Raw genomic sequence first — 20,581 nt, 5'->3', positions numbered from 1 at the left:
TGGTTGCAACAGCAACGTTGTTTTTAGAAGGATTTGAATAGATGCCTCAGCAAACAGAACTTATCAAAGAAACTTGTAAAACATTCGAGACCAGTGTCCATCAAAACTGCAAAAGTTTTGAAAATGATTTTGGCGTTACAGCCCGTGCATTATTTGACCGTGATATGAGACTCGTTACATGTAATCAACAATTTATGACGTTGCTGACCTACTCAAAGAACAGTCTTGAGGGAATAAAAGGAATGTTAAACCTATATCGAGACGACGCTATCCCCATGCAAGGACAGGTATGCAAACATTCAAATAAGAAAAAAGGTCTGTATATGGATATAGGTATTACCGTGTTGATTGAGTTTTCAGCAGTGCGTCAGATATTGAATTCAGATTATCCAATGATACGTTTTTCTGATAATGGGATATTTAAGGGAGTCATCGGTGTCGATGAACAAGCTGTTCCAATTTATGATGTCAGGACCCTGCTCAAGAAAAACGTCGACCTTGAAAACACTGACCCGGGGACTGATAGCCACACTTCAAGATGCAGCTTTACAACCATCTTACTACTACAAGATTGTAATGGCCTTTTTGGTTGTCTTGTAAACAAACTTCTCGATATCGTCGACTACGTGCCCATGCAAAAAAAAAGCAAAGACTGCATTAGCCATGAAAAAGAAGACCGCGAGCTCGAAATAGCTTCATTTACACAAGACAGTGGACGAAATTATGCCTCTGTATTGTCTTGCCAATATCTAAGGCAACACATTGCAAAAAATGAAAGCATGTTAAATAGCAACTAAAGAATTATTTAACTTATAACTATGAACTACTACCGTCTAACGCTTAACCTTATCAAGGCTGAAACCTAAATGCGCTACATTATCTACGCTATACTTGTATTACAATCTAATGCGACAGCATTAGCGAGTGAACAGAATGACCTAAATATTTCAGGATTTGCGAGGGCAGTAGGTGGATATTTCAGTTCAAAACAATCAGAATATCAAGGGTATGTCGACGAACTGAGTTTTCAAGAAGATTCACTACTTGGTGTTCAGCTTGATTACCGCTTGAATAATTATTTTTCTACATCATTGCAGCTGCTTATGCATAGTGGAGCAGATCGTAACTCGGGGTTAGAGTGGGGCTATCTCACGTATAATTCAAGTCATGGCTTACAAATTAATGCAGGCCGCCTCCGTACACCATTTTTAAAATATTCAGACGTCATCGACGTTGGATTTGCGTATCCGTGGATCACCCCCCCAAGCCAACTTTACAGCAGTTATTTGTTCACTCAATATGACGGTGTTAGTGCTCGCTACAGAAAAAAATTTAACGAATCAACAGTAATGTTGGAAGCGTATTATGGTAGCTATGACGATGAAATAACTTCTTCATTGGGAAATTACAGTTTAAGAGTAGATGATTTACATGGATTTGTATTTCAAATAAATAAGCGTGAATTTCAATTTAGAAGCGCTTTAATAAGAGGAAATAGAATAAAAGCACGATCGGAATCACTGGATTCTCTGATAGTTGCGCTGCAGGATGCTGGATTTGGAGAAGTTGCAACCCAATTTGACAGTGGTTCATCGGCACATGCGCTTCTTTGGGGAATTAGCTATAACACCATTTCGTGGTATGCCAGTTCAGAATGGATGAGAATTTCGAGTGACATCGGTTTTCTCGATACGGTAGAGGGCTACTATTTTTCCGCAGGCGTGTATGTGGATGCTCTTTTATTTCACGCAACATTCGCATCATCAAAACAATCAGCGCCACTAATAAATAATAGTATTCCACTTGGTGAATCAGAACAATCTGACGCGCTTTACATGCAAGTTCTACGTTTAAATGACTTTGTTCCGAAAAACACATTGGATTCCTTTACGCTGGGCGTGCGCTGGGACTTCAAAACTAAAATGGCATTAAAGGCCGAGGTTTCATTGCTTCTGGGAGAATCTGGTAGTTCATCATTTTTGACAACTAATCCAAACTCTAACTCTGATGGCCGCAATGCTACGCTATCACAAGTTTCGCTAGAGTGGGTGTTCTAATGCGTACAGTATTGTCTATAGTAGGTGGTTTACTATTTAGTTTTCATTGCTTTGCCGAACAAAAAATCATTGTTGTTGCTAACATCGCTCTAAACGATAACTTAAATCAAATCTCACTGTCGAAGTCTCAAATAAGAGAAATATTTATGACAGGGAGCTCAGCTTCAATAGCAGCTGATATGACCCTTAAACCAATTGCTCTTGCACCGGGTAACAAATCTAGAGTTGTTTTTAATACACATGTAATTGGATTGCCAGAATCCAGGATTCAATCTTACTGGGCTCAAATGCAATTTAGCGGCCGATATCAACCGCCGATGGAAGTAGATGATGTATCCACAATGATAGAAAGACTTAAGAACACCAAAGGTACAATTGGTTACCTACCTACCACTATCCCAATTCCTAGTGGGTTGGTGAGGGTGCATCCCCCCTTTTAAACTAGCTGAGTCGCCAACGTTTTCCTAAACGCCCCTCTATCAAATAAAATAACAGAGGGGCGTATTGGCGGAAAACGCTACCCTAAAGAATTCAAAATTGAAGCGGTCAAACACTTCGTTGGTCGCGGCCAGTTTGTAGCTGATGCTGCAAAACAAACGACAACTCAAATGCTTGCATTCGGAAGTTTGCAGCTGATGCCAAGAAACACAATGATTTATCTGAGGGTACTGTTCTCAACGCGCTGTTGATGAAGGTATAGCGTCGGAATCCAAAGCAAAAGGTGGCGGTATACTTAGATCAAGGAAGCTAATATACCAGCCACAGCCTGCAGGCATTCCTGAAAGCGAGTGATCTAAAGGGTAATATGAGCAGTCGTAATTTCTTTCATAATAAGGCAGTTGCATAAAGCTTCTTGTCGTTTCTGAGGCGAGAAAGGCTCAAAGAAATGTATACAGTAGAATTTGAAAACGCCATGTCCATCGACATGGGACGAATCTAGGTTAGTAGTGGCGACTCAATCAAATGGTAAAGATCACCCTTTAATCCAGCAACAGCAGTCGGCTTGCTAAAAAGAAAGCCTTGTAACATGTTACAATCGTGCTCTAGCAAGAAGCTGGCCTGTACTAATGTTTCTATTCCCTCCGCGCATACCTCACAATTTAGCGCTTTTGCCATTTCAATTATCGTTTTTGTTATTGTTTCAGACACGCTTGAACAGCCTATTTGACTGACAAATTGACGATCAATTTTCAACGTATCGATACTCAGTTTGCTTAAATAACCTAATGAGGAATAGCCAGTACCAAAATCGTCGAGTGCAATACGAGCCCCTTGCAATTTTAATGCGTCAAAAAAATCATTTGCAGTTTTAAAATTGTCCATTAACGCAGTTTCAGTAATTTCAAATTCTATGTTTTTTGAGGGGATACGGCCAGACTCCATATCGTTTATAATAAACTCTGTTATTTCAACATGATTGAGGTCTTGAGGACTCAGATTGACGGACACAACGATATCATCACCAAAGTCTCTTTTTATTGTTGGGAGGTCATCGCAAACTTTTTCAATTACGAAGCGCGTTAATGCAGAAACTTTATCATTTTTTTCGGCTATGGGAATAAACTCAGCGGGTGATATAAACCCCAATTCCTCGTCTTCCCAACGCAGTAATGCTTCAAAACCTACAACACATTTTCTTTTATCTATCTTAGCTTGATACAGTACATAGAATGCGCCAGTTAACAGACCTTCCGCTATCTTTGACGAAATATTATTTTGGCGCTGCATTTCAGCAAACATTGCAGGGGTGAACAATACGCACTCCCCTTTTCCACTCTCTTTGGCTTTATACATAGCCGCATCGGCATTACTAATAAGTCTAGAACTATCGTAGTTTGCATCTCTAGCGTTTGCCATTCCAATGCTTAGCAAAATATGGAGCCTAATCCCTTCTATGATTAGCGGCTCTGATATTGCGTTCTTCAACTCTTTTGCAAGCGACGATAACGTTTCAACTGAATTAATATTTTCGACTAATATCAAAAACTCATCACCACCAAATCTACCGAAAACCGTATCTTGAGGTAATGACCTAACGATAAGATTACTCACTTCCTGTAAAAACTTATCTCCAACTCTGTGTCCGAATGAGTCATTGATAGATTTGAAACGGTCCATATCGAGAAACAACAGCCCTACGTCGCTGTTTTTTCGTTGTGCCTCAGAGAGTAAGTTACTTAGCTTACTCATCAAACTTTGTCTATTCGGGAGCTGCGTTAGTAAATCTATGTTAACGAGTCGCTCCATATCAATTTGATTTAACTCCAACTGCTCATTTTTTTCTCTGTCACGAGTAGCTTGTTCACGTATCGTTGACATCATATTATTAAACGCGTTCGACAGTGCCGCTGTTTCTTTTCTCCTAAAAATTTTGACCTCAACATTAAAATTTCTTTCTTTTACGACACTGTCCATCGTTTCAATAAGAAGTGACAAAGGCCTTAAGGAACGCTTCTGTAGTAATGTTGTAATCGACACGCACGCCAGTATCAAAATCATTACAACAGGTACGGTTGATACAATAAATTGCCATCGACTCGCCCTTAGTTCATTTTTCATGTCGAGTTCAATAGCTAGCTTTCCCAACCTGTATTCTTCATCTCCGATGTATTTCACAACGATCAGTGAAGTTTCGAAGTGATGTATTCCTTCCTTTAAGCCCGCGAGATTGTCGGAGTGCAATATACGTTTCTTATCACTGCCCCCTGGGTACTGCAATTGTCCTTCATAACGTGTAAGCAAAGAACCTTCGTTATCAAATACTAACGCCCTTTCAATATAGTCATATTCATCTAGTCCGAGCAGAACTTCAGTTTGTTTGAAAGAGCTATTTTGAAAGTCACTGCGCATTAAACCAACGGTGAGATTCCCTGCTATTGCGTCCAATTCTTCGGACAAAAAGTCAACATACAAGTCTTCGTAGACATAAATGGAAAGAGTGATTATCAATGCGCAAACAACAGCAAGGGATGCTGATGTATTTACTGCAATGTCCGATTGAATTGTTCTCAAAAATCAAATCCATTTAGGTGAAATAATATTTGTCTAGACGGTTCAGTCGGTCAGAGCAAATCCCAAATAGCAGAAAACACTATTTAAATAAAAGTAGCATACGAAGTTAGTGTTTTAACATTATACTTTCGAGTCGTAATGACAAGAAAATGTTACATTTGAGGAGCAATAAAGATGACATAGTTTCCTAAAGCACAAAAAACTATCACGATAATCGATGTAGCATCCGCAACAGAACGTAGTTCGAAGCACTTTTGCATTACAGAGGCAAAAAAGCCCTCATTTTGAGGGCTTTTTTATATTTTTGGTTTTGCGATTACCTATTTTTAATTCGGTGTTTAGTTAGGTGTGACCGCATTGTGGTAAACGTCTTGTACGTCGTCACAGTCGTTTAGCATATCCATGAATTTTTCGAACATCGGCATATCGTCTTCACTAATCTCTGTTTCAGTTTGCGGCATCCAACTCATTTCTTCTGCAATGAAATTAATGTCTGGATAGGCTTCTGTAAGCGCAGTCTTCACTTGATAGAACTCTGTGTGAGGAGCGTAAACCGTTACCTTGCCGTCTTCTACTTCAACGTCAGTTACGTCTACGTCCGCTTCCATTAGTACTTCAAGAATAGCGTCTTCATCGTCGCCTTCAAACTGGAATACCGCTTGATGATCGAACATGTGCGATACCGCACCTTGTGCACCCAGTTTTGCGTTTGTCTTTGTAAAGCAGTTACGTACTTCTGTAATAGTACGGTTAGCGTTATCAGATAGGCAATCAACAATTACCATGCAGTTACCTGGGCCAAAGCCTTCGTAGCGCATAGGCTGGAAGTCTTCACCTGCACCACCAGCTGCTTTATCGATCGCTTTTTCAATTACGTGGCTTGGCACCTGGTCTTTCTTTGCTTTTTCCATCAAACGACGAAGCGATAGGTTAGTGTCTGGATCGGCACCACCGTTTTTCGCACACACGTAAATTTCTTTACCGTACTTAGAATATACTTTCGTTTTTTGGCCGGCAGTTTTTGCCATGGCGTTTTTACGTACTTCGAATGCTCTTCCCATCTTAAAATTCTCTTTCTCGCAATTGGAACGCTGCGTTGCGGTTATATAGACTGCTGTGTGGCTAGTTAAGCTTTACTGGCTAAACTCTGCTACCTAAGCTTTGATACTTGGCTATGCAATACTCATGTATCGCAAGATTAGCGACGTTGTAGCAAACACACAGAAAAAAGTGGCAAAATTCTACCCTATTTTATACCCAACAATACAGCCTTAATGGCGTTTTAGTTGGCTACAGCACTCGCTTTATAGCAAACGCTAGATTTCAGTAGGTTTAAGGTAAATGCTCCGTTGCCAGATAATCGTGCGATTGCATTTCCTTTAATCGACTAAGGCAGCGCCTAAATTCAAAGTTTAGCAAGCCTTCTGTATACAAATCTTCGAGGGCCACCTCTGCAGAAATAATAAGCTTTACGTTGCGCTCATAAAACTCATCTACCATGGCAATAAAACGTCGTGCAACATCATCGTTGTGCTGTCCCATTTGTTTTACATTTGCCAGCAACACCGAGTGATAACAACGGCTTAGCTCAATGTAATCGCTTTGACTGCGCGGGCCGCCACACAGGTCTTTAAAATCAATCATTAACACGCCATCTGCATTTCGAAGTGTGGTAATTTTGCGGTTATTTACATCAATATCCTCGCCGCTCGTACCTTCTTCTGGAGCAAGCTGTGTAAAGTAGCTATGCAGGTTATCTGTGGCTTGTTCATCAAGCGGATAATGATAAATTTCAGCCTGCTCTAACGTGCGTAACCTGTAGTCAATGCCGCTGTCTACATTCACAACACGGGTATTTTGGTTTAACAAATCGATAGCAGGCCGGAAACGTGCGCGCTGCAGTCCATTCTTGTACAAGTCGTCTGGCACAATGTTCGATGTGGCCACCAGCACAATACCGTGTCCGAACAACTCTTCCATTAATGTTCCTAGAATCATGGCATCGGTAATATCAGACACAAAAAACTCGTCAAAGCATATTACGCGAGCTTCTTTAGCTAGCTTAGCCGCGACTATTTTAAGAGGGTCTTGGGCACTTTTAAGCAGCTTTAATTCATCGTGTACGCGGTACATAAAACGGTGAAAGTGCACGCGCATTTTTTTCTCAAACGGCAAGCAGTCATAAAAGGTATCAACTAAATAGGTTTTTCCTCGCCCGACGCCGCCATAAAAGTAGATGCCTTGAATACCCGGTTTCGAATAACCTTTTCCAAACGCGGCTTTCAACTTTACTCGCCATGTTACTTTTTTCTTTGGCTGAGTGAGTTCGTCGTATAAACGCTGAAGCTCTTTTACTGCGTTTTCTTGTGCCGCGTCATAATGAAAATCAGACGACTGAAGATCTAGCTGATATTTTTCCCATGGCGTCATCGCCTAAACCACTCCGTACAAAAGTCAATAGCGGCGCATGCTGCACCGACCTGCTTGAATTTCTCAATTATGACCTTAATTTTACTGGAAATCACGGTAGAATCGCACTCAGTTAATTGTGCTATATCATGAACATTGAAAAAACGTCATGTTGTATGCGCTTTTCGGGTTCGACCTTGCTATATTCAAAGTATGGTCGAAAGCAGTGCGATTGCCGTAATAATTTAACGCGCTGCAAGATGTAGATTGATTCGGAGAATTTAATGGAATTGTTAGTATCTCTTGCTTTGTTAATTGTTGGCTTGGTTATTGGTTTTTTTGTAGGCCGTTTTTTCCAGCAAAAACAAGGTGTAGGCAATGCAGCGCAAACTGAAAAGCAAGTTAAAGAAATTCTTGCGCAGCAGGCACAGCACCATATTCATCAAACCCGTCAAAGCCTAGAAAGCATTGAAAACCAATGCGAAGTGCTAAAACAGCAAATTGAAGAATATGAATTGTTGCTTGAACAAGGCAGCGAAGAAGAAGGCAACAAAGTACCTTTTTACGGCGAACAAGCCACAACTTATTTACGCAATAATCTTAAACAGTCTGATAAGGCACGAGTGAAGCGCGTTTCTGATACGCAACCAAAAGACTTTGCTAACGCTGGCTCTGGGTTATTCGTCGGCAGAACCGAGCAGAATAACGCAGAAAAACAGTAACATCGGGAACTTTTCACTGCCCTCAGGCTCTTTTATTTAAATCATGCTATGTCGCATTTAACATGAAGGAGTGTAAGCGAACATGAAAATGTCTTTCCGCCATTGTTTATTGGCGTCTGCCGTTGTTGTAAGTTCATTGGGCTTTACTGCTAGCACACAGGCGGCGTTACCGTTTTTTTCAGATAAGAAAGATGAAGTTCCCTCTTTAGCCCCTATGCTTGAAGAAGCTACCCCTGCGGTAGTGAGTATTGCGGTAGAGGGAACACAAACCTCCCGCCAGCGCGTACCAGAGATGTTCCGCTACTTCTTTGGCGCCCCACAAGAACAAGTGCAAGAGCGCCCATTTCGCGGTTTAGGCTCGGGCGTAATTATTGACGCGGAAAACGGCTATGTGGTTACCAACAACCACGTGGTTGATAATGCAGACGAAATTACAGTAAAACTCACCGATGGCCGTGAATTCAAGGCTAAAAAGCTAGGTTCTGATGAGCAAAGCGATATTGCACTACTTAAAATTGAACCCGACGATTTAAAAGCACTACCGCTTGCCGACTCTGACGCATTGCGCGTTGGCGATTTTGTCGTGGCTATTGGTAACCCATTTGGCCTGTCTCAAACCGTAACCTCGGGTATTGTTAGTGCACTAGGCCGCTCAGGCCTTAATATCGGCGGCTACGAAGACTTCATTCAAACCGATGCTGCCATTAACCGAGGGAACTCAGGTGGCGCACTGGTTAACCTCCACGGTGAGCTTGTTGGTATCAATACCGCCATATTCGGTCCTAATGGTGGCAATGTGGGTATCGGCTTCGCTATTCCTGCAAACATGATGAAAAACCTTGTAGACCAAATTGCTGAATACGGCGAAGTACGCCGTGGCTTACTAGGCATATTGGGTAGCGACATCGACGCGGGTCTTGCCGAAGCAATGAATGCCGAAGTTAACATTGGCGCTTTTGTTAGCGAAGTTCAGCCAGACTCAGCAGCTGATAAAGGCGGCCTACAAGCGGGTGATATTATTACTGCCATTAACGGTCGTCAGTTAAGTAGCTTCCAAGAGCTGCGCGCCAAAATTGCTAGCATGGGCGCAGGTGCTGAAGTTGAGCTAACGGTTATGCGTAAAGGCAAAACAATGAATGTGGATGTAGTGCTTGATGACGCAACCGATACAACGGTTACTGCTGCGCAAATTCATCCAGCATTGGAAGGCGCTACACTTGCCAACGGTGAAGATGCCGACGGCAATGCAGGTGTAATGGTATCTGAGATTGAACGCGGCGCACCAGCTGCACGCATTGGCTTACAAGCTGAAGACGTTATTATTGGCGTAAACCGCGTGCGCACATCAAGCGTGGCTGAATTCAGAAACGCATTAGATGAAGCAAAAGGCGTGATTGCGTTAAATGTTAAACGCGGTAACTCTACTTTATACTTGGTTATCCGCCAGTAATACTTTTACGCTTTACAAACTGTATGGTTAAGGGCGCTCTTTAGCGCCCTTTCTTTTTATACGCCATATGTTGCCTCAACTCGGATTAGCACACATGCAAAATTTTTGTTTCGTTACGGTAGTTTAATGAATAAAGTGATATCCTTTATTCATTATTCGTACAAATACGCTGCGTAATGGTGTAGATGTTGGCTACGCTTCTTGGGATATCTAATTTGCCTAACGAAGAATATTTCAGTGACAACGTCTTACAGCATGCACAACAACATACTCAACAAATAAGTGTAAACCGTGATTGGCCGTTCAATTTTAAGCTTTGTTATTAAGTCTGTTTTACTTGGCACTACCGTAGCGGTATTGCTGTTGCTGTTTTTACCTGATTTACGTCAGGGAAACGGCTTTACGCAAAGCTGGTTTTCTGAGCCTTCGGTAAGAGCAAATCGCGAAAGCTACTTTAACGCCTTAAGTCGCTCGGCCCCAGCAGTGGTAAATATTTACAGTGTAAGTATAGAAAATGACAGCGGCCTATTTAGAAATCAACCACGAGAGCGCGCAAGCTTAGGTTCGGGCGTTATTATGACCGAAAACGGCTATATTCTTACGTGCCACCACGTGGTTGAAAATGCAGACAGTATTTATGTTGCGGTACAGGATGGTCGCATACTAGAAGCCCAAATTGCCGGCACCGATCCGCTTACCGACCTTGCAGTTTTAAAAGTAACAGCAGATAACCTTAGCATTATCCCTCAGGTTGCCGACCCAGATACCCATGTTGGCGACGTTGTTATGGCAATTGGTAATCCATTTGATTTAGGCCAAACCATCACGCAAGGTATTGTCAGTCGTGCTGGTCGTAACGGATTATCTAACTATGTCGACTTTATTCAAACCGACGCGGTGCTTAACCAAGGTAATTCTGGCGGTGCATTGGTTGATAGTAACGGTATTTTAGTAGGTATTACTAATGCCAACTTCCAAGTACGAGATTCACGTAACCGCGTAAGAAACGTAGACGGCATTAATTTTGCCGTACCCTATGCGCTAGCCAAACGGGTAATGGACGAAATAATCAGTAACGGGCGCGTTATACGCGGTCAGCTGGGCTTTATTGGCAGTGAAATTCGCAATCGTCCTGGTATAGACGTAACGGCGGTAGCGAAAGGTAGTCCTGCCGCCATCGCCGGCCTTCAGCCTGGCGACATTATTGTCGCTATTGATGGTGTGCGCCTTGAGAGTGCATCGAAAACCCTCGATATGATTGCTGAAACCGAGCCTGGCACAACGTTAACCATTGAGCTTAGTCGCGACGGACAGCCCCTAACAATTAAAGCCACCGTCGCCGAGCTTCGAACTAATCCCTAGGTTATAAGCAGGGATAAAAAAAGCGCGTATGTATTGCACAACGCGCTTTTTTATTAGCTGTTTTTAATGCGTGTTTCTATCACTAAGCGCGCTATACGTCTTTTACGCGCTCGATAATTGCACCTAAACCGCCTAGCTTCTCTTCAATGGCCTCGTAACCACGATCTAGATGATATATGCGGTTTACATGAGTTTCACCCTCTGCCAATAGGCCAGCAATCACTAAGCTTGCCGATGCGCGAAGGTCGGTCGCCATTACTGGTGCGCCTTTTAACACTGAACTGCCCTTCGACACTGCAGAGTTTGCTTCTAGTGCAATTTCAGCGCCCATGCGCTGTAGCTCTGGGACGTGCATAAAACGGTTTTCAAAAATGGTTTCAGTAATTACGCCCGTACCTTCGGCAACGCAGTTAAGGGTAACGAACTGCGCTTGCATATCGGTAGGAAATGCTGGGTGTGGCGCTGTTTTAACGCGTACCGCTTTTGGCTTCCGCCCTTGCATATCAAGCTCTATCCAGTCGTCACCAGTGGTGATGTTGGCACCCGCTTGTTCAAGCTTATCAAGTACCGCGTCAAGCGTGTCAGGTGCAGCATGGGTACAGCGAATTTTACCGCCAGTTACCGCAGCAGCAACGAGGAATGTTCCTGTTTCGATGCGGTCTGGTAACACTGAGTAATCGCAGCCGTTCAGACTTTCAACGCCATCTACAGTAATTTTATCGGTACCTGCACCAGTAATTTTCGCGCCCATTTGAATTAGGCAGTTGGCAAGGTCAACAATTTCAGGTTCACGCGCGGCATTTTCAAGTACCGTTGTACCGTCTGCTAGTGCAGCCGCCATTAATAGGTTTTCAGTAGCCCCTACGCTTACCATATCCATAAAGATACGAGCGCCTTTTAGGCGGCCGTCGACTTTTGCGCGAATATAGCCTTCGTCTACTTCTATTTGCGCACCCATTTTTTCGAGGCCAGACAAATGAAGGTTTACAGGTCTTGCACCAATGGCACAGCCACCTGGCAACGACACGTTAGCTTTTCCCTGTTTGGCAAGCAGCGGGCCGAGCACTAAAATTGATGCACGCATGGTTCGCACAAGTTCATACGACGCCGTCACACTTTTAAGAGTGCTTGCATCAATTAGCACATCGTTTGGCGCAGGTTGCGCTACTTCAACACCTAGCTCACGCAGCAATGCGGTAGTGGTGTTAATGTCACGAAGACGCGGCACATTGGTGTAGCGGCAAGGAGCATCTGTTAACAGGCTTGTCATTAACAGCGGAAGTGCTGCGTTTTTCGCGCCAGAAATACGCACTTCACCCTGAAGGGCTGGGCTCTTCTTTATTACAAGTTTATCCACGAAAGTCGCCTATTACTGAGGAATATGAAACTGGCGCTCGCGCTCCCAGTCTTTCACTGAAAAAGTCTTGATAGTGATAGCATGCATGCTTCCATCAGCAATTTTATCGGCCAAAGGTGCATACACTGCCTGTTGGCGCTTTACACGGCTCATCTCGCTGAAAGCATCGCTTACCGCGACAATGTTGTAATGAGAGCCTTCGCCTTTCACAACAACATCGTGAAGATCTAACGCGTCTTTCAAGATTTTTTCGATTTCTGACAGTTCCATAACTTACTTCTTAATTTGCTGATTGGTCACTTTTTACCGGTAAAAAACTATCGGCACTGCTGAGTTTTGCTAGCTTGTGGAGTTTTTCAGGCATGTTTAATAGCGTAATGCTAACACCATTTTGCTTTGCATCCCTAACCGCATTTATTAACCATGCTAAACCAGCACTATCTGCTCGCTCAACATCGCTTAAATCAATAGCACTTTGCTCGGCATTTATTAAAGCGCTTCGCTCACTGCTACTTAAGCCTTGCCAGAAATTGGTAGATAGGGTGTCACGGTCTAGGTGACCGTGAACAATGATATTACCTTTATTGTTTACCTCGAACAGGCTCACTCAGCCTCTCCCTCAACTTCAATAGGCTCGCCAGTTTTAAGTTCTACTGGCTTGCCAATTTTTTCACGCATCAGGGCAATAACTGAGTCGATGCCGTCTTGACGCAAAATAGATTCGAACTCGCTGCGCTTACTGTTTAGTAAGCTTATACCTTCAGCCACCATGTCATAAGCTTTCCACTCGTTGGTTTTACTGTCTTTACGAACCTTAAATGCAATTTTAATTTCTGGACGGTTAGGGTCTTGAACCACAGCGCGTACAGTTACTGACTTTTTGTCATCAAAGCTAGATTCTGGCTCGAACACAACGGTTTGGTTGTCGTAATATCCCATTGCAACCGCGTAAGTGGTAATAAGGTATTGGCGGAATACGCTAATGTATTCGCCCATTTTCTCTTGAGGAACAGACTTAAAATGTTTACCTAACACCATGAAAGCAGCGAATTTATAATCGATGTGCGGCACAAGCTCTTCTTCCATAATGGTGCGCAGCATTTCTGGGTCGGCCTTAATCGACTCTTGGTTTGCTTTAATACGCTCAAACGTGCGATTCGCCACATCCTGAACCAATGCGTACGGGTTTTGCTCATTCACGTCCTGTGCATTCGCCATCCCCACAACTGACATCATAAAAATGCCCATCGCCGCTATAAACTTTTTCAAAGTATCTCTCCTAACAAATCATTCTTTAGAGCAGACCAGATAAACCACTGAAAAGTTTCATCTAATCTGCGTTTAATCGTGTCTAAGTGCGACGACTTATTCGTCTTCGCTACCTCGGTTAAATAAAAATTGGCCTATAAGATCTTCAAGTACTAGCGCCGACTTGGTGTCTTGCAGATAGTCGCCATCTTTTAAGTCTGCAACACCGTCGAACGAAAAACCGGGTTGAAAACCAACGTACTGCTCACCAAGAAGTCCAGACGTTAAAATAGATACCGAGCTGGTTTCTGGAAAACCTTTGTAATCGTTTAATATAGATAGCGTAACTACTGGCGTGTAGTCCTCTTGGTCTAACGAGATAGAAGACACACGGCCTACCGTTACACCGCCTACTTTCACCGCCGAGCGTGGTTTAAGCCCGCCGATGTTGTCGAATTTCGCATACAGGGTGTAGGTATCTCCTTCAGTCGCTACTGTTTGATTAGCCACTTTGAGCGCCAATAGGAGTAGCGCCCCAATTGTAAGCATGACAAACACGCCAACCATTACTTCCGTTTTATACTTGTTCATATTTGTCCCCTACTCGATACCAAACATAAGGGCGGTTAGCACGAAATCCAGCCCTAATACTGCTAATGAAGAATACACAACTGTTTCAGTTGTTGCTTTGCTGATCCCTTCCGACGTAGGAATAGAATCATAACCTTTAAATATGGCAATCCAGGTCACAACCAAGGCGAAAACAAGGCTTTTTATCACACCGTTTATCACATCTTGGTTCCAATCTACTGTCGACTGCATAATTGACCAATAGCTACCTGCATCAACACCTAGCCAGTCAACGCCCACTAAATGGCCACCTAAAATGCCAATAGCGCTGAAGATAATGGCTAACATTGGCATGGCTAACATGCCAGCCCAGAAACGAGGCGCTACAATACGACGCAACGGGTCAACAGCCATCATTTCTAAACTGCTTAGCTGTTCTGTAGCTTTCATTAAACCAATTTCAGCAGTAAGTGCAGAGCCAGCACGACCTGCAAACAGCAGTGCAGTTACCACTGGCCCCAACTCACGGAGTAACGACAGCGCCACCATTGGCCCAAGGCTTCCCTCTGCACCGTAGTCTACGAGTATTGTATAGCCTTGCAGCGCCATAACCATGCCGATAAACAGCCCCGACACCATAATGATAAGCAGCGACTGCACACCCACAACATAAAGTTGCTTAATAATAAGCGGTATATTTTTAAGACGCGGCACAGCCACTAGTGCACCAAACAACATAATCGCGGCGCGCCCGATGGCGGTTACCTTACCTATGGTTTTTGCACCTAGCGATTGAAAGAACTTCATTACTTATCTGCTCCCAAAAAACTCTCCTTCAAATCGGAAGCGGGATAGTGGAATGGCACTGGGCCATCGGCTTTCCCTTTTAAGAATTGCTGCACAAGCTCAGAATCGCTGTCCTTGATTTGCTGCGCAGTGCCTTCGCCAATAATGCGTTTGTCGGCCAAAATATAAATGTAGTCTGCAATAGTCAGTACTTCAGTTACATCGTGGGTGACCACCACGCTGGTTAAGTTTAGGGCATCATTAAGTTCGCGAATCAGTTTAACCAGTACGCCCATTGAAATAGGGTCTTGGCCTGCAAAGGGCTCGTCAAACATAATGAGGTCTGGGTCTAACGCAATGGCACGCGCCAGTGCCGCTCGTCGCGCCATGCCGCCTGATAACTCGCTCGGCATAAGTTTAGCGGCGCCTCGAAGCCCAACAGCCTGAAGTTTTAGCGCAACAATAGTGGCAATAATATCTTCAGAAAGTGACGTGTGTTCACGCAAGGGAAACGCAACGTTGTCAAAAACGCTCATGTCGGTGAATAACGCACCGCTTTGAAACAGCATGCTCATTCGGCGGCGAGTTTCATACAGCGATTTACGCGACATCGATACAATCGATTTGCCGTCAAACCTCACATCGCCTTCATCAGGTAATAGCTGTCCGCCCATCAAGCGCAGCAATGTGGTCTTCCCTATCCCACTTGGCCCCATTACGGCCGTTATCTTACCTTTTGGTACTTTCAATGAAATACCATCGTAGATAGTACGTTCACCACGCTTAAAGGTAAGATTATCTATTTCAACTAAATGTTCCATAGCGCTTTGTTGTCGACCCTTGACCTAGTAATGCTGACAATTTCTAATCACAGCTTTTAACGCTGCTGTTACAAACTTGCAGCCACAAAAATAAGTAATGTCTCTATGGCAAAACCGCTGCCATATCCCCGTAACATATAAAAACGTCGCGGGGCATTGTAAATTAGGCTCATTGTACGCTTTTTCAAGACCCCAGCCAAAGTCAAAAAGTTACAACTTATGTTCGATGTAGACGAACGGTTTAAATCGTAGGCTGAAAATCATTAACTGAAACTGAACAAACCCTACTTTTTGTTTATTTTTTAGCGTGTTGACGAGTTTATTAAGGTTTTACTAAGCAAGCATCTAACGGGATTAATTTAATAGATTACTAAAATAAAGTACTGAGGCCGTAGGAAAATGGCACCGATTTTGCGACAATCTCACGAAATACTTTTTATTACAGGTTGTTGTGCTTTTAAACATTGTCATTTTCATCGTCGGCCTAGTGGTGCTTAGCTGGAGTGCAGACAGATTTGTCTATGGTGCTTCGGCGCTTGCTAAGAACATTGGCATATCACCCATGATGATTGGGTTAACCATTGTGGCCATGGGTTCATCAGCACCTGAGATAATGGTGTCAGCCATTGCTTCTTTAAACGGAAACATGAATACCGCAGTAGGCAATGCACTTGGCTCGAACATCACCAATATTGCTTTGGTACTGGGTATAACTGCGCTGGTAAAACCCCTGCTTGTATCTTCAACCACGTTAAAGCGTGAACTTCCTGCGCTATTAATTATCTCACTTATTGCCATTGCCTTTATGTTTGACGGCGAATTAAAGTCGTATGAAGGTGTAATTCTGCTAGGGCTCTTCATTTTTGTATTAGCCATGATGGCGTGGTTATCGCTACAAGTCGAAAAAGGAGACCCGCTCGCTGCTGAGACCGCGGAAGAAATTCCTAAAAATGTGTCGAATACCGCAGCGCTAGTTTGGATTGGCATTGGCCTTGTAATTTTGCCTTTGAGTGCACATTTCTTAGTGAACTCTGCGGTAGAAATAGCACGATATATGGGCGTATCAGACCTGATAATAGGGTTAACCATTATCGCTTTTGGTACCAGCTTACCTGAACTTGCAGCAAGTATTGCGGGTGTCTTAAAAGGTGAAGATGACTTAGCCTTGGGCAACATTATTGGCTCGAATATCTTTAACCTGCTGGCGGTACTGGGTATGCCAGGATTAATTGCGCCAGGGCTATTAGACCCAGATGTATACAACCGCGACATGTATGTCATGTTAGGATTAACGCTGTTATTGTTTTTGTTTAGCTTCGATCTTGTTGGTAAACGCATCATTTCTCGAGCGAACGGATTTTTACTTTTAGCCTGCTTTATTGGCTACCAATTTTGGCTGTTTGGATAATGACAAATAAAAACCTACAGGCTGAATTTATTTTATCGGCGCAACGTGTCATTGATATTGAGGCTCAAGCAATACAAAACTTGAGCGCAAGACTTGATGAAAAGTTTGTTACAGCGTGCAACATTTTGCTTGCCTGTGAAGGAAAAGTGGTTGTGTGCGGTATGGGAAAATCAGGGCATATCGGCAACAAAATTGCGGCCACGCTCGCAAGTACGGGTACGCCCGCGTTTTTCATGCACCCTGGCGAAGCAAATCACGGCGACCTAGGTATGTTAACCAAAGGCGATGTGCTGCTAGCCATATCGAACTCAGGTGAAACTAGCGAACTTGTGAACTTGCTTCCAGTAGTAAAGCGGCTGGGTATTAAAGTTGTAGCAATGACAAACAGTGAGCAAAGCTCATTAGGCCAGCACGCCGACGTAGTATTAGACATTAGCGTAGAAAAAGAAGCGTGCTCCTTGGGATTAGCACCAACCTCTAGTACCACTGCAACACTGGTAATGGGTGACGCACTGGCCGTTGCTCTGCTCGATCACAAGGGGTTTACGTCTGATGATTTCGCCCTTTCACACCCAGGCGGTAGCCTCGGTAAAAAGCTGCTTCTGAAAGTTAACGACATTATGCTTAGCGGCCGTGATATTCCACTTAGCAGTGCTAACGACAAAGTGGCTGATGCGTTGCTTGAAATATCGAAAAAAGGCTTAGGCATGACGGGCATTGTTGCAGACGACGGCACGTTATTGGGCGTATTCACCGATGGAGACCTTCGCCGTATTTTGGATGCGCGCGTTGACCTTCACGATGCTGTGGTAAACGATGTAATGACAAAAGGCGGAAAAACCACGCGTGCCGACCAGTTAGCTGTTGAGGCGTTAAACTTAATGGAAGCGCATAAAATAAGCGCGCTTATGGTTGTCGATGAGAATAGAAAACCCATTGGTGCGTTTAACATGCACATGTTGCTTAAAGCAGGAGTTTTGTAAGTGGTAGCCACGTTATACGCAGAATTGGATAACGACTTTTTTGAACGTTTAGCAAACATTAAGCTGTTGGTTTGTGATGTGGACGGCGTATTTTCAGATGGCCGTATCTATCTAGGCAACGACGGTGAAGAGCTTAAGGCGTTTCACACTCGCGATGGTTACGGTGTAAAAGCATTGGTTAGCCACGGTGTAACAGTTGCCGTTATCACCGGCCGACGCTCTTCCATTGTTGAAAACAGAATGAAGGCGTTAAATGTGGCGCATATTATTCAAGGCGAAGAGAATAAGTCTGATGCGCTAGCATCGTTAATGAAATCATTAGGACTAAGCGCTGATGAGGTAGCGACGGTAGGTGATGATATGCCAGATACCGGCATGTTTACTCACGCAGCAATAAAGATTGCCGTTGCTGATGCACACCCCTTTGTAACTAAACAAGCAAACTGGATAACCACCCTGCCAGGCGGTTTTGGTGCTGTAAGAGAAATTTCTGACACCATTTTACAGGCTAAAGGCGTTACTGACGGTATATTCGGAGCCAGCGTATGAGCCTGTTTGGCTTTAACCGTTTAGGCGTAAGTATTTCTGCGCTATTTATATTGGCCATGTTGATGTACCTACCGACATGGATGGAAGACGAGCCTGAAGTCACTGGCAGCCAACAGTCAGACGCGCTAAAACCTGCCTACAAGGCTAAAAACTTAACTACTACCCTATACAATCAAGAAGGTCGGCTAAACCATAAGGTATTCGCCACGTCGATGGAGCACTATGACCAACTTGGTTTCGTACTATTTCAGCAGCCTAAGTACACCCTATATACCGAGAGCAATTCGTCGCCTTGGGTGGTCTCGGCAGTAGAAGGAACCCTGTACAATAACGAACTTATTCAATTAGAAAACAATGTCGTTATTGAAAATCAAACCGGTGATGACTTTGTAAAAACCATCACAACGCAATACATACAAATAAATTTAGACAACAAGCAGATGACATCAGACCAAACAGTTGAAATACTAGGGTCACAGTATGTTATTCAAAGCAATGGGTTTAACGCGAACTTACGCACCCAAGAATACGAGCTTATCGATCATGTACAAACCACTTATTCCCCTAGCAACTAGCCTACTTTTAGCCTTGGCAAGCAGCGGTGTTGTTGCAAGCGAAGCCGACTTTAACAAGCCCATTAAGGTGGACTCAAAGTCGCAGTTTGTCGATGGGAAAAATAAAACATCATTATTTAAGGATGATGTTCGAATCTCTCAGGGCTCGTTAGTGATTAATGCTGACGAAGTAGAAGTTATCGCCACTGACGGCGAAGGAAGAGAAGTTTTCGTAGCGAGAGGAAACCCTGCAAGCTACTCTCAGCAGCTTGAAGACGGTACGCCGGTTTCGGCAAAGGCGAATGAAATTCGTTATGAGGTAGTCAACCGCACTATTGCGCTAACGGGTAAAGCCGAACTTAAGCAAGATACCAGCATGGTGCAAGGCGATAACATTACCTTCGACATGATTACAGAGCAATTGCTTGCAACTGGCGGTGACGATACCGATGGTGATGGCAGAGTAACCACCGTATTTACACCTGAAACCATTCGAAAAGCAAAGTCTCAAGACGACAAAAAAGACAACGAAGGTAACGAATAGTTATGGCGACGTTAAGTGCAAAGAACCTTGCAAAAGCCTATAAAGCAAGACAAGTCGTGCGCGACGTTAGCTTATCGGTATCAACAGGGCAAATTGTTGGGCTATTGGGTCCGAATGGCGCTGGTAAGACCACTACATTTTATATGATTGTCGGCCTTGTTCCGCTAGACAAAGGCAAAATTGAAATTGACGACAATGAGCTTACTCACCAACCTATGCATGAACGTGCACGCCGCGGAATTGGCTACCTCCCGCAGGAAGCGTCTATTTTTAGAAAGCTTACTGTGCATGAAAATATCATGGCTATTTTACAAACGCGTAAAGATTTAAATTCACAACAACAAGAAGAAGAAGCCGACGCACTACTTGATGAATTTAATATTAACCATATACGTAATAGTGCGGGGATGAGTTTGTCGGGCGGTGAAAGGCGTCGTGTTGAAATAGCGCGAGCGCTGGCGGCAAAACCACAGTTTATTTTGCTAGACGAACCATTTGCTGGTGTTGATCCTATATCAGTTAATGATATAAAGAAGATCATCCAACATCTTCGTGATAGAGGCATAGGCATTCTTATCACCGATCATAACGTACGAGAAACATTGGATGTTTGTGAGAAAGCGTACATTGTGAGTCATGGCGAATTAATTGCGCAGGGAACCGCAGAACAGGTTTTAAGTAATCAAAAAGTTAGGGATGTATACCTAGGCGAACAATTCAGGCTATAGTTAATGTAACCGGATTGTCAT

The 20,581-nt window shown here is 43.6% G+C and carries 22 protein-coding genes; 12 read left to right on the top strand and 10 right to left on the bottom strand.

The features are described from left to right. Positions 1-41: 41 nt before the first annotated feature. From ACGHAV_RS12770 to ACGHAV_RS12760, 3 genes are all read left to right on the top strand, one after another. A complete protein-coding gene (locus tag ACGHAV_RS12770; protein WP_390381208.1) occupies positions 42-797 on the top strand; it encodes a hypothetical protein in 756 nt (251 codons plus the stop codon). Between the two features lie 69 nt (positions 798-866). Next, positions 867-2,057 (top strand): hypothetical protein, encoded by a 1,191-nt coding sequence (locus tag ACGHAV_RS12765; protein WP_390381205.1) that lies wholly within the window; start codon positions 867-869, stop codon positions 2,055-2,057. Continuing rightward, entirely contained in the window at positions 2,057-2,497 is a 441-nt protein-coding gene (locus tag ACGHAV_RS12760) for a hypothetical protein (protein ID WP_390381202.1), read from the top strand. The genes ACGHAV_RS12765 and ACGHAV_RS12760 overlap by 1 nt, the downstream gene beginning before the upstream one ends. Before the next feature lie 496 nt (positions 2,498-2,993). Here the strand turns inward: ACGHAV_RS12760 and ACGHAV_RS12755 are convergent, their stop codons facing one another. From ACGHAV_RS12755 to zapE, 3 genes are all read right to left on the bottom strand, one after another. Further along, positions 2,994-5,069, bottom strand: a complete 2,076-nt coding sequence (locus ACGHAV_RS12755) for an EAL domain-containing protein (protein WP_390381200.1) — start codon at positions 5,067-5,069, stop codon at positions 2,994-2,996. Positions 5,070-5,407: 338 nt separating this feature from the next. Next, the gene (locus ACGHAV_RS12750; protein WP_390381197.1) at positions 5,408-6,130 is read right to left on the bottom strand and encodes a YebC/PmpR family DNA-binding transcriptional regulator; all 723 of its coding nucleotides are present in this window, start codon (positions 6,128-6,130) and stop codon (positions 5,408-5,410) included. Positions 6,131-6,401: 271 nt separating this feature from the next. Beyond that, positions 6,402-7,499: a cell division protein ZapE gene (zapE, locus tag ACGHAV_RS12745; protein WP_390381195.1), complete on the bottom strand. Its 1,098-nt coding sequence runs from the start codon at positions 7,497-7,499 to the stop codon at positions 6,402-6,404. A gap of 263 nt (positions 7,500-7,762) precedes the next feature. On the opposite strand from zapE, the gene ACGHAV_RS12740 reads away from it, so the two are divergent. The 3 genes from ACGHAV_RS12740 (at position 7,763) to ACGHAV_RS12730 (ending at position 11,012) form a co-directional block, all read left to right on the top strand. Beyond that, the gene (locus tag ACGHAV_RS12740) at positions 7,763-8,200 is read left to right on the top strand and encodes a ZapG family protein (RefSeq protein WP_390381192.1); all 438 of its coding nucleotides are present in this window, start codon (positions 7,763-7,765) and stop codon (positions 8,198-8,200) included. An 88-nt stretch (positions 8,201-8,288) separates the two neighbouring features. Continuing rightward, positions 8,289-9,650 (top strand): DegQ family serine endoprotease, encoded by a 1,362-nt coding sequence (locus tag ACGHAV_RS12735; protein ID WP_390381294.1) that lies wholly within the window; start codon positions 8,289-8,291, stop codon positions 9,648-9,650. 291 nt (positions 9,651-9,941) lie between these two features. Beyond that, the gene (locus ACGHAV_RS12730) at positions 9,942-11,012 is read left to right on the top strand and encodes a trypsin-like peptidase domain-containing protein (protein ID WP_390381189.1); all 1,071 of its coding nucleotides are present in this window, start codon (positions 9,942-9,944) and stop codon (positions 11,010-11,012) included. 91 nt (positions 11,013-11,103) lie between these two features. Here ACGHAV_RS12730 and murA read toward each other — a convergent pair whose 3' ends face one another. The 7 genes from murA to mlaF form a co-directional block, all read right to left on the bottom strand. Continuing rightward, positions 11,104-12,369, bottom strand: coding sequence for a UDP-N-acetylglucosamine 1-carboxyvinyltransferase (gene murA / locus ACGHAV_RS12725; protein WP_390381186.1), 1,266 nt, complete (start codon positions 12,367-12,369; stop codon positions 11,104-11,106). Positions 12,370-12,381: 12 nt separating this feature from the next. Beyond that, positions 12,382-12,639, bottom strand: a complete 258-nt coding sequence (locus ACGHAV_RS12720; protein WP_334015490.1) for a BolA family protein — start codon at positions 12,637-12,639, stop codon at positions 12,382-12,384. A gap of 10 nt (positions 12,640-12,649) precedes the next feature. Then, complete coding sequence (locus ACGHAV_RS12715; protein WP_390381183.1) at positions 12,650-12,976, bottom strand: lipid asymmetry maintenance protein MlaB; 327 nt, start codon at positions 12,974-12,976, stop codon at positions 12,650-12,652. Continuing rightward, positions 12,973-13,638, bottom strand: coding sequence for an ABC transporter substrate-binding protein (locus tag ACGHAV_RS12710; RefSeq protein WP_334015488.1), 666 nt, complete (start codon positions 13,636-13,638; stop codon positions 12,973-12,975). Before ACGHAV_RS12710 ends, ACGHAV_RS12715 begins: the two co-directional genes overlap by 4 nt. Positions 13,639-13,734: 96 nt before the next feature. Then, the gene (gene mlaD / locus ACGHAV_RS12705) at positions 13,735-14,208 is read right to left on the bottom strand and encodes an outer membrane lipid asymmetry maintenance protein MlaD (protein WP_390381179.1); all 474 of its coding nucleotides are present in this window, start codon (positions 14,206-14,208) and stop codon (positions 13,735-13,737) included. Positions 14,209-14,217: 9 nt separating this feature from the next. Continuing rightward, positions 14,218-14,994: a lipid asymmetry maintenance ABC transporter permease subunit MlaE gene (gene mlaE, locus ACGHAV_RS12700; protein WP_390381176.1), complete on the bottom strand. Its 777-nt coding sequence runs from the start codon at positions 14,992-14,994 to the stop codon at positions 14,218-14,220. Continuing rightward, positions 14,994-15,794, bottom strand: a complete 801-nt coding sequence (mlaF, locus tag ACGHAV_RS12695) for a phospholipid ABC transporter ATP-binding protein MlaF (protein WP_390381173.1) — start codon at positions 15,792-15,794, stop codon at positions 14,994-14,996. The genes mlaE and mlaF overlap by 1 nt, the downstream gene beginning before the upstream one ends. Positions 15,795-16,245: 451 nt before the next feature. Here mlaF and ACGHAV_RS12690 point away from each other — a divergent pair, with 451 nt between their 5' ends. The 6 genes from ACGHAV_RS12690 to lptB are packed head-to-tail and all read left to right on the top strand — an operon-like array spanning position 16,246 to position 20,560. After that, positions 16,246-17,202: a calcium/sodium antiporter gene (locus ACGHAV_RS12690; protein WP_390381170.1), complete on the top strand. Its 957-nt coding sequence runs from the start codon at positions 16,246-16,248 to the stop codon at positions 17,200-17,202. After that, entirely contained in the window at positions 17,202-18,185 is a 984-nt protein-coding gene (locus ACGHAV_RS12685; protein WP_390381168.1) for an SIS domain-containing protein, read from the top strand. Before ACGHAV_RS12690 ends, ACGHAV_RS12685 begins: the two co-directional genes overlap by 1 nt. Beyond that, complete coding sequence (kdsC, locus tag ACGHAV_RS12680; protein ID WP_390381165.1) at positions 18,186-18,734, top strand: 3-deoxy-manno-octulosonate-8-phosphatase KdsC; 549 nt, start codon at positions 18,186-18,188, stop codon at positions 18,732-18,734. Next, complete coding sequence (gene lptC, locus ACGHAV_RS12675) at positions 18,731-19,309, top strand: LPS export ABC transporter periplasmic protein LptC (protein ID WP_390381162.1); 579 nt, start codon at positions 18,731-18,733, stop codon at positions 19,307-19,309. Before kdsC ends, lptC begins: the two co-directional genes overlap by 4 nt. Then, positions 19,278-19,832 (top strand): lipopolysaccharide transport periplasmic protein LptA, encoded by a 555-nt coding sequence (gene lptA / locus ACGHAV_RS12670; RefSeq protein ID WP_334015478.1) that lies wholly within the window; start codon positions 19,278-19,280, stop codon positions 19,830-19,832. Before lptC ends, lptA begins: the two co-directional genes overlap by 32 nt. A 2-nt stretch (positions 19,833-19,834) precedes the next feature. Further along, on the top strand, positions 19,835-20,560 hold the full coding sequence (gene lptB / locus ACGHAV_RS12665) for an LPS export ABC transporter ATP-binding protein (RefSeq protein ID WP_334015477.1): 726 nt from the start codon (positions 19,835-19,837) through the stop codon (positions 20,558-20,560). Positions 20,561-20,581 lie beyond the last annotated feature (21 nt).

The sequence above is a fragment of the Alteromonas sp. MTD1 genome (genome assembly GCF_042848195.1).
Classification (GTDB): Bacteria; Pseudomonadota; Gammaproteobacteria; order Enterobacterales; family Alteromonadaceae; genus Alteromonas.
Note: the sequence above shows the minus strand (reverse complement) of the source record. Positions and strands in the feature narration are given on the sequence as shown.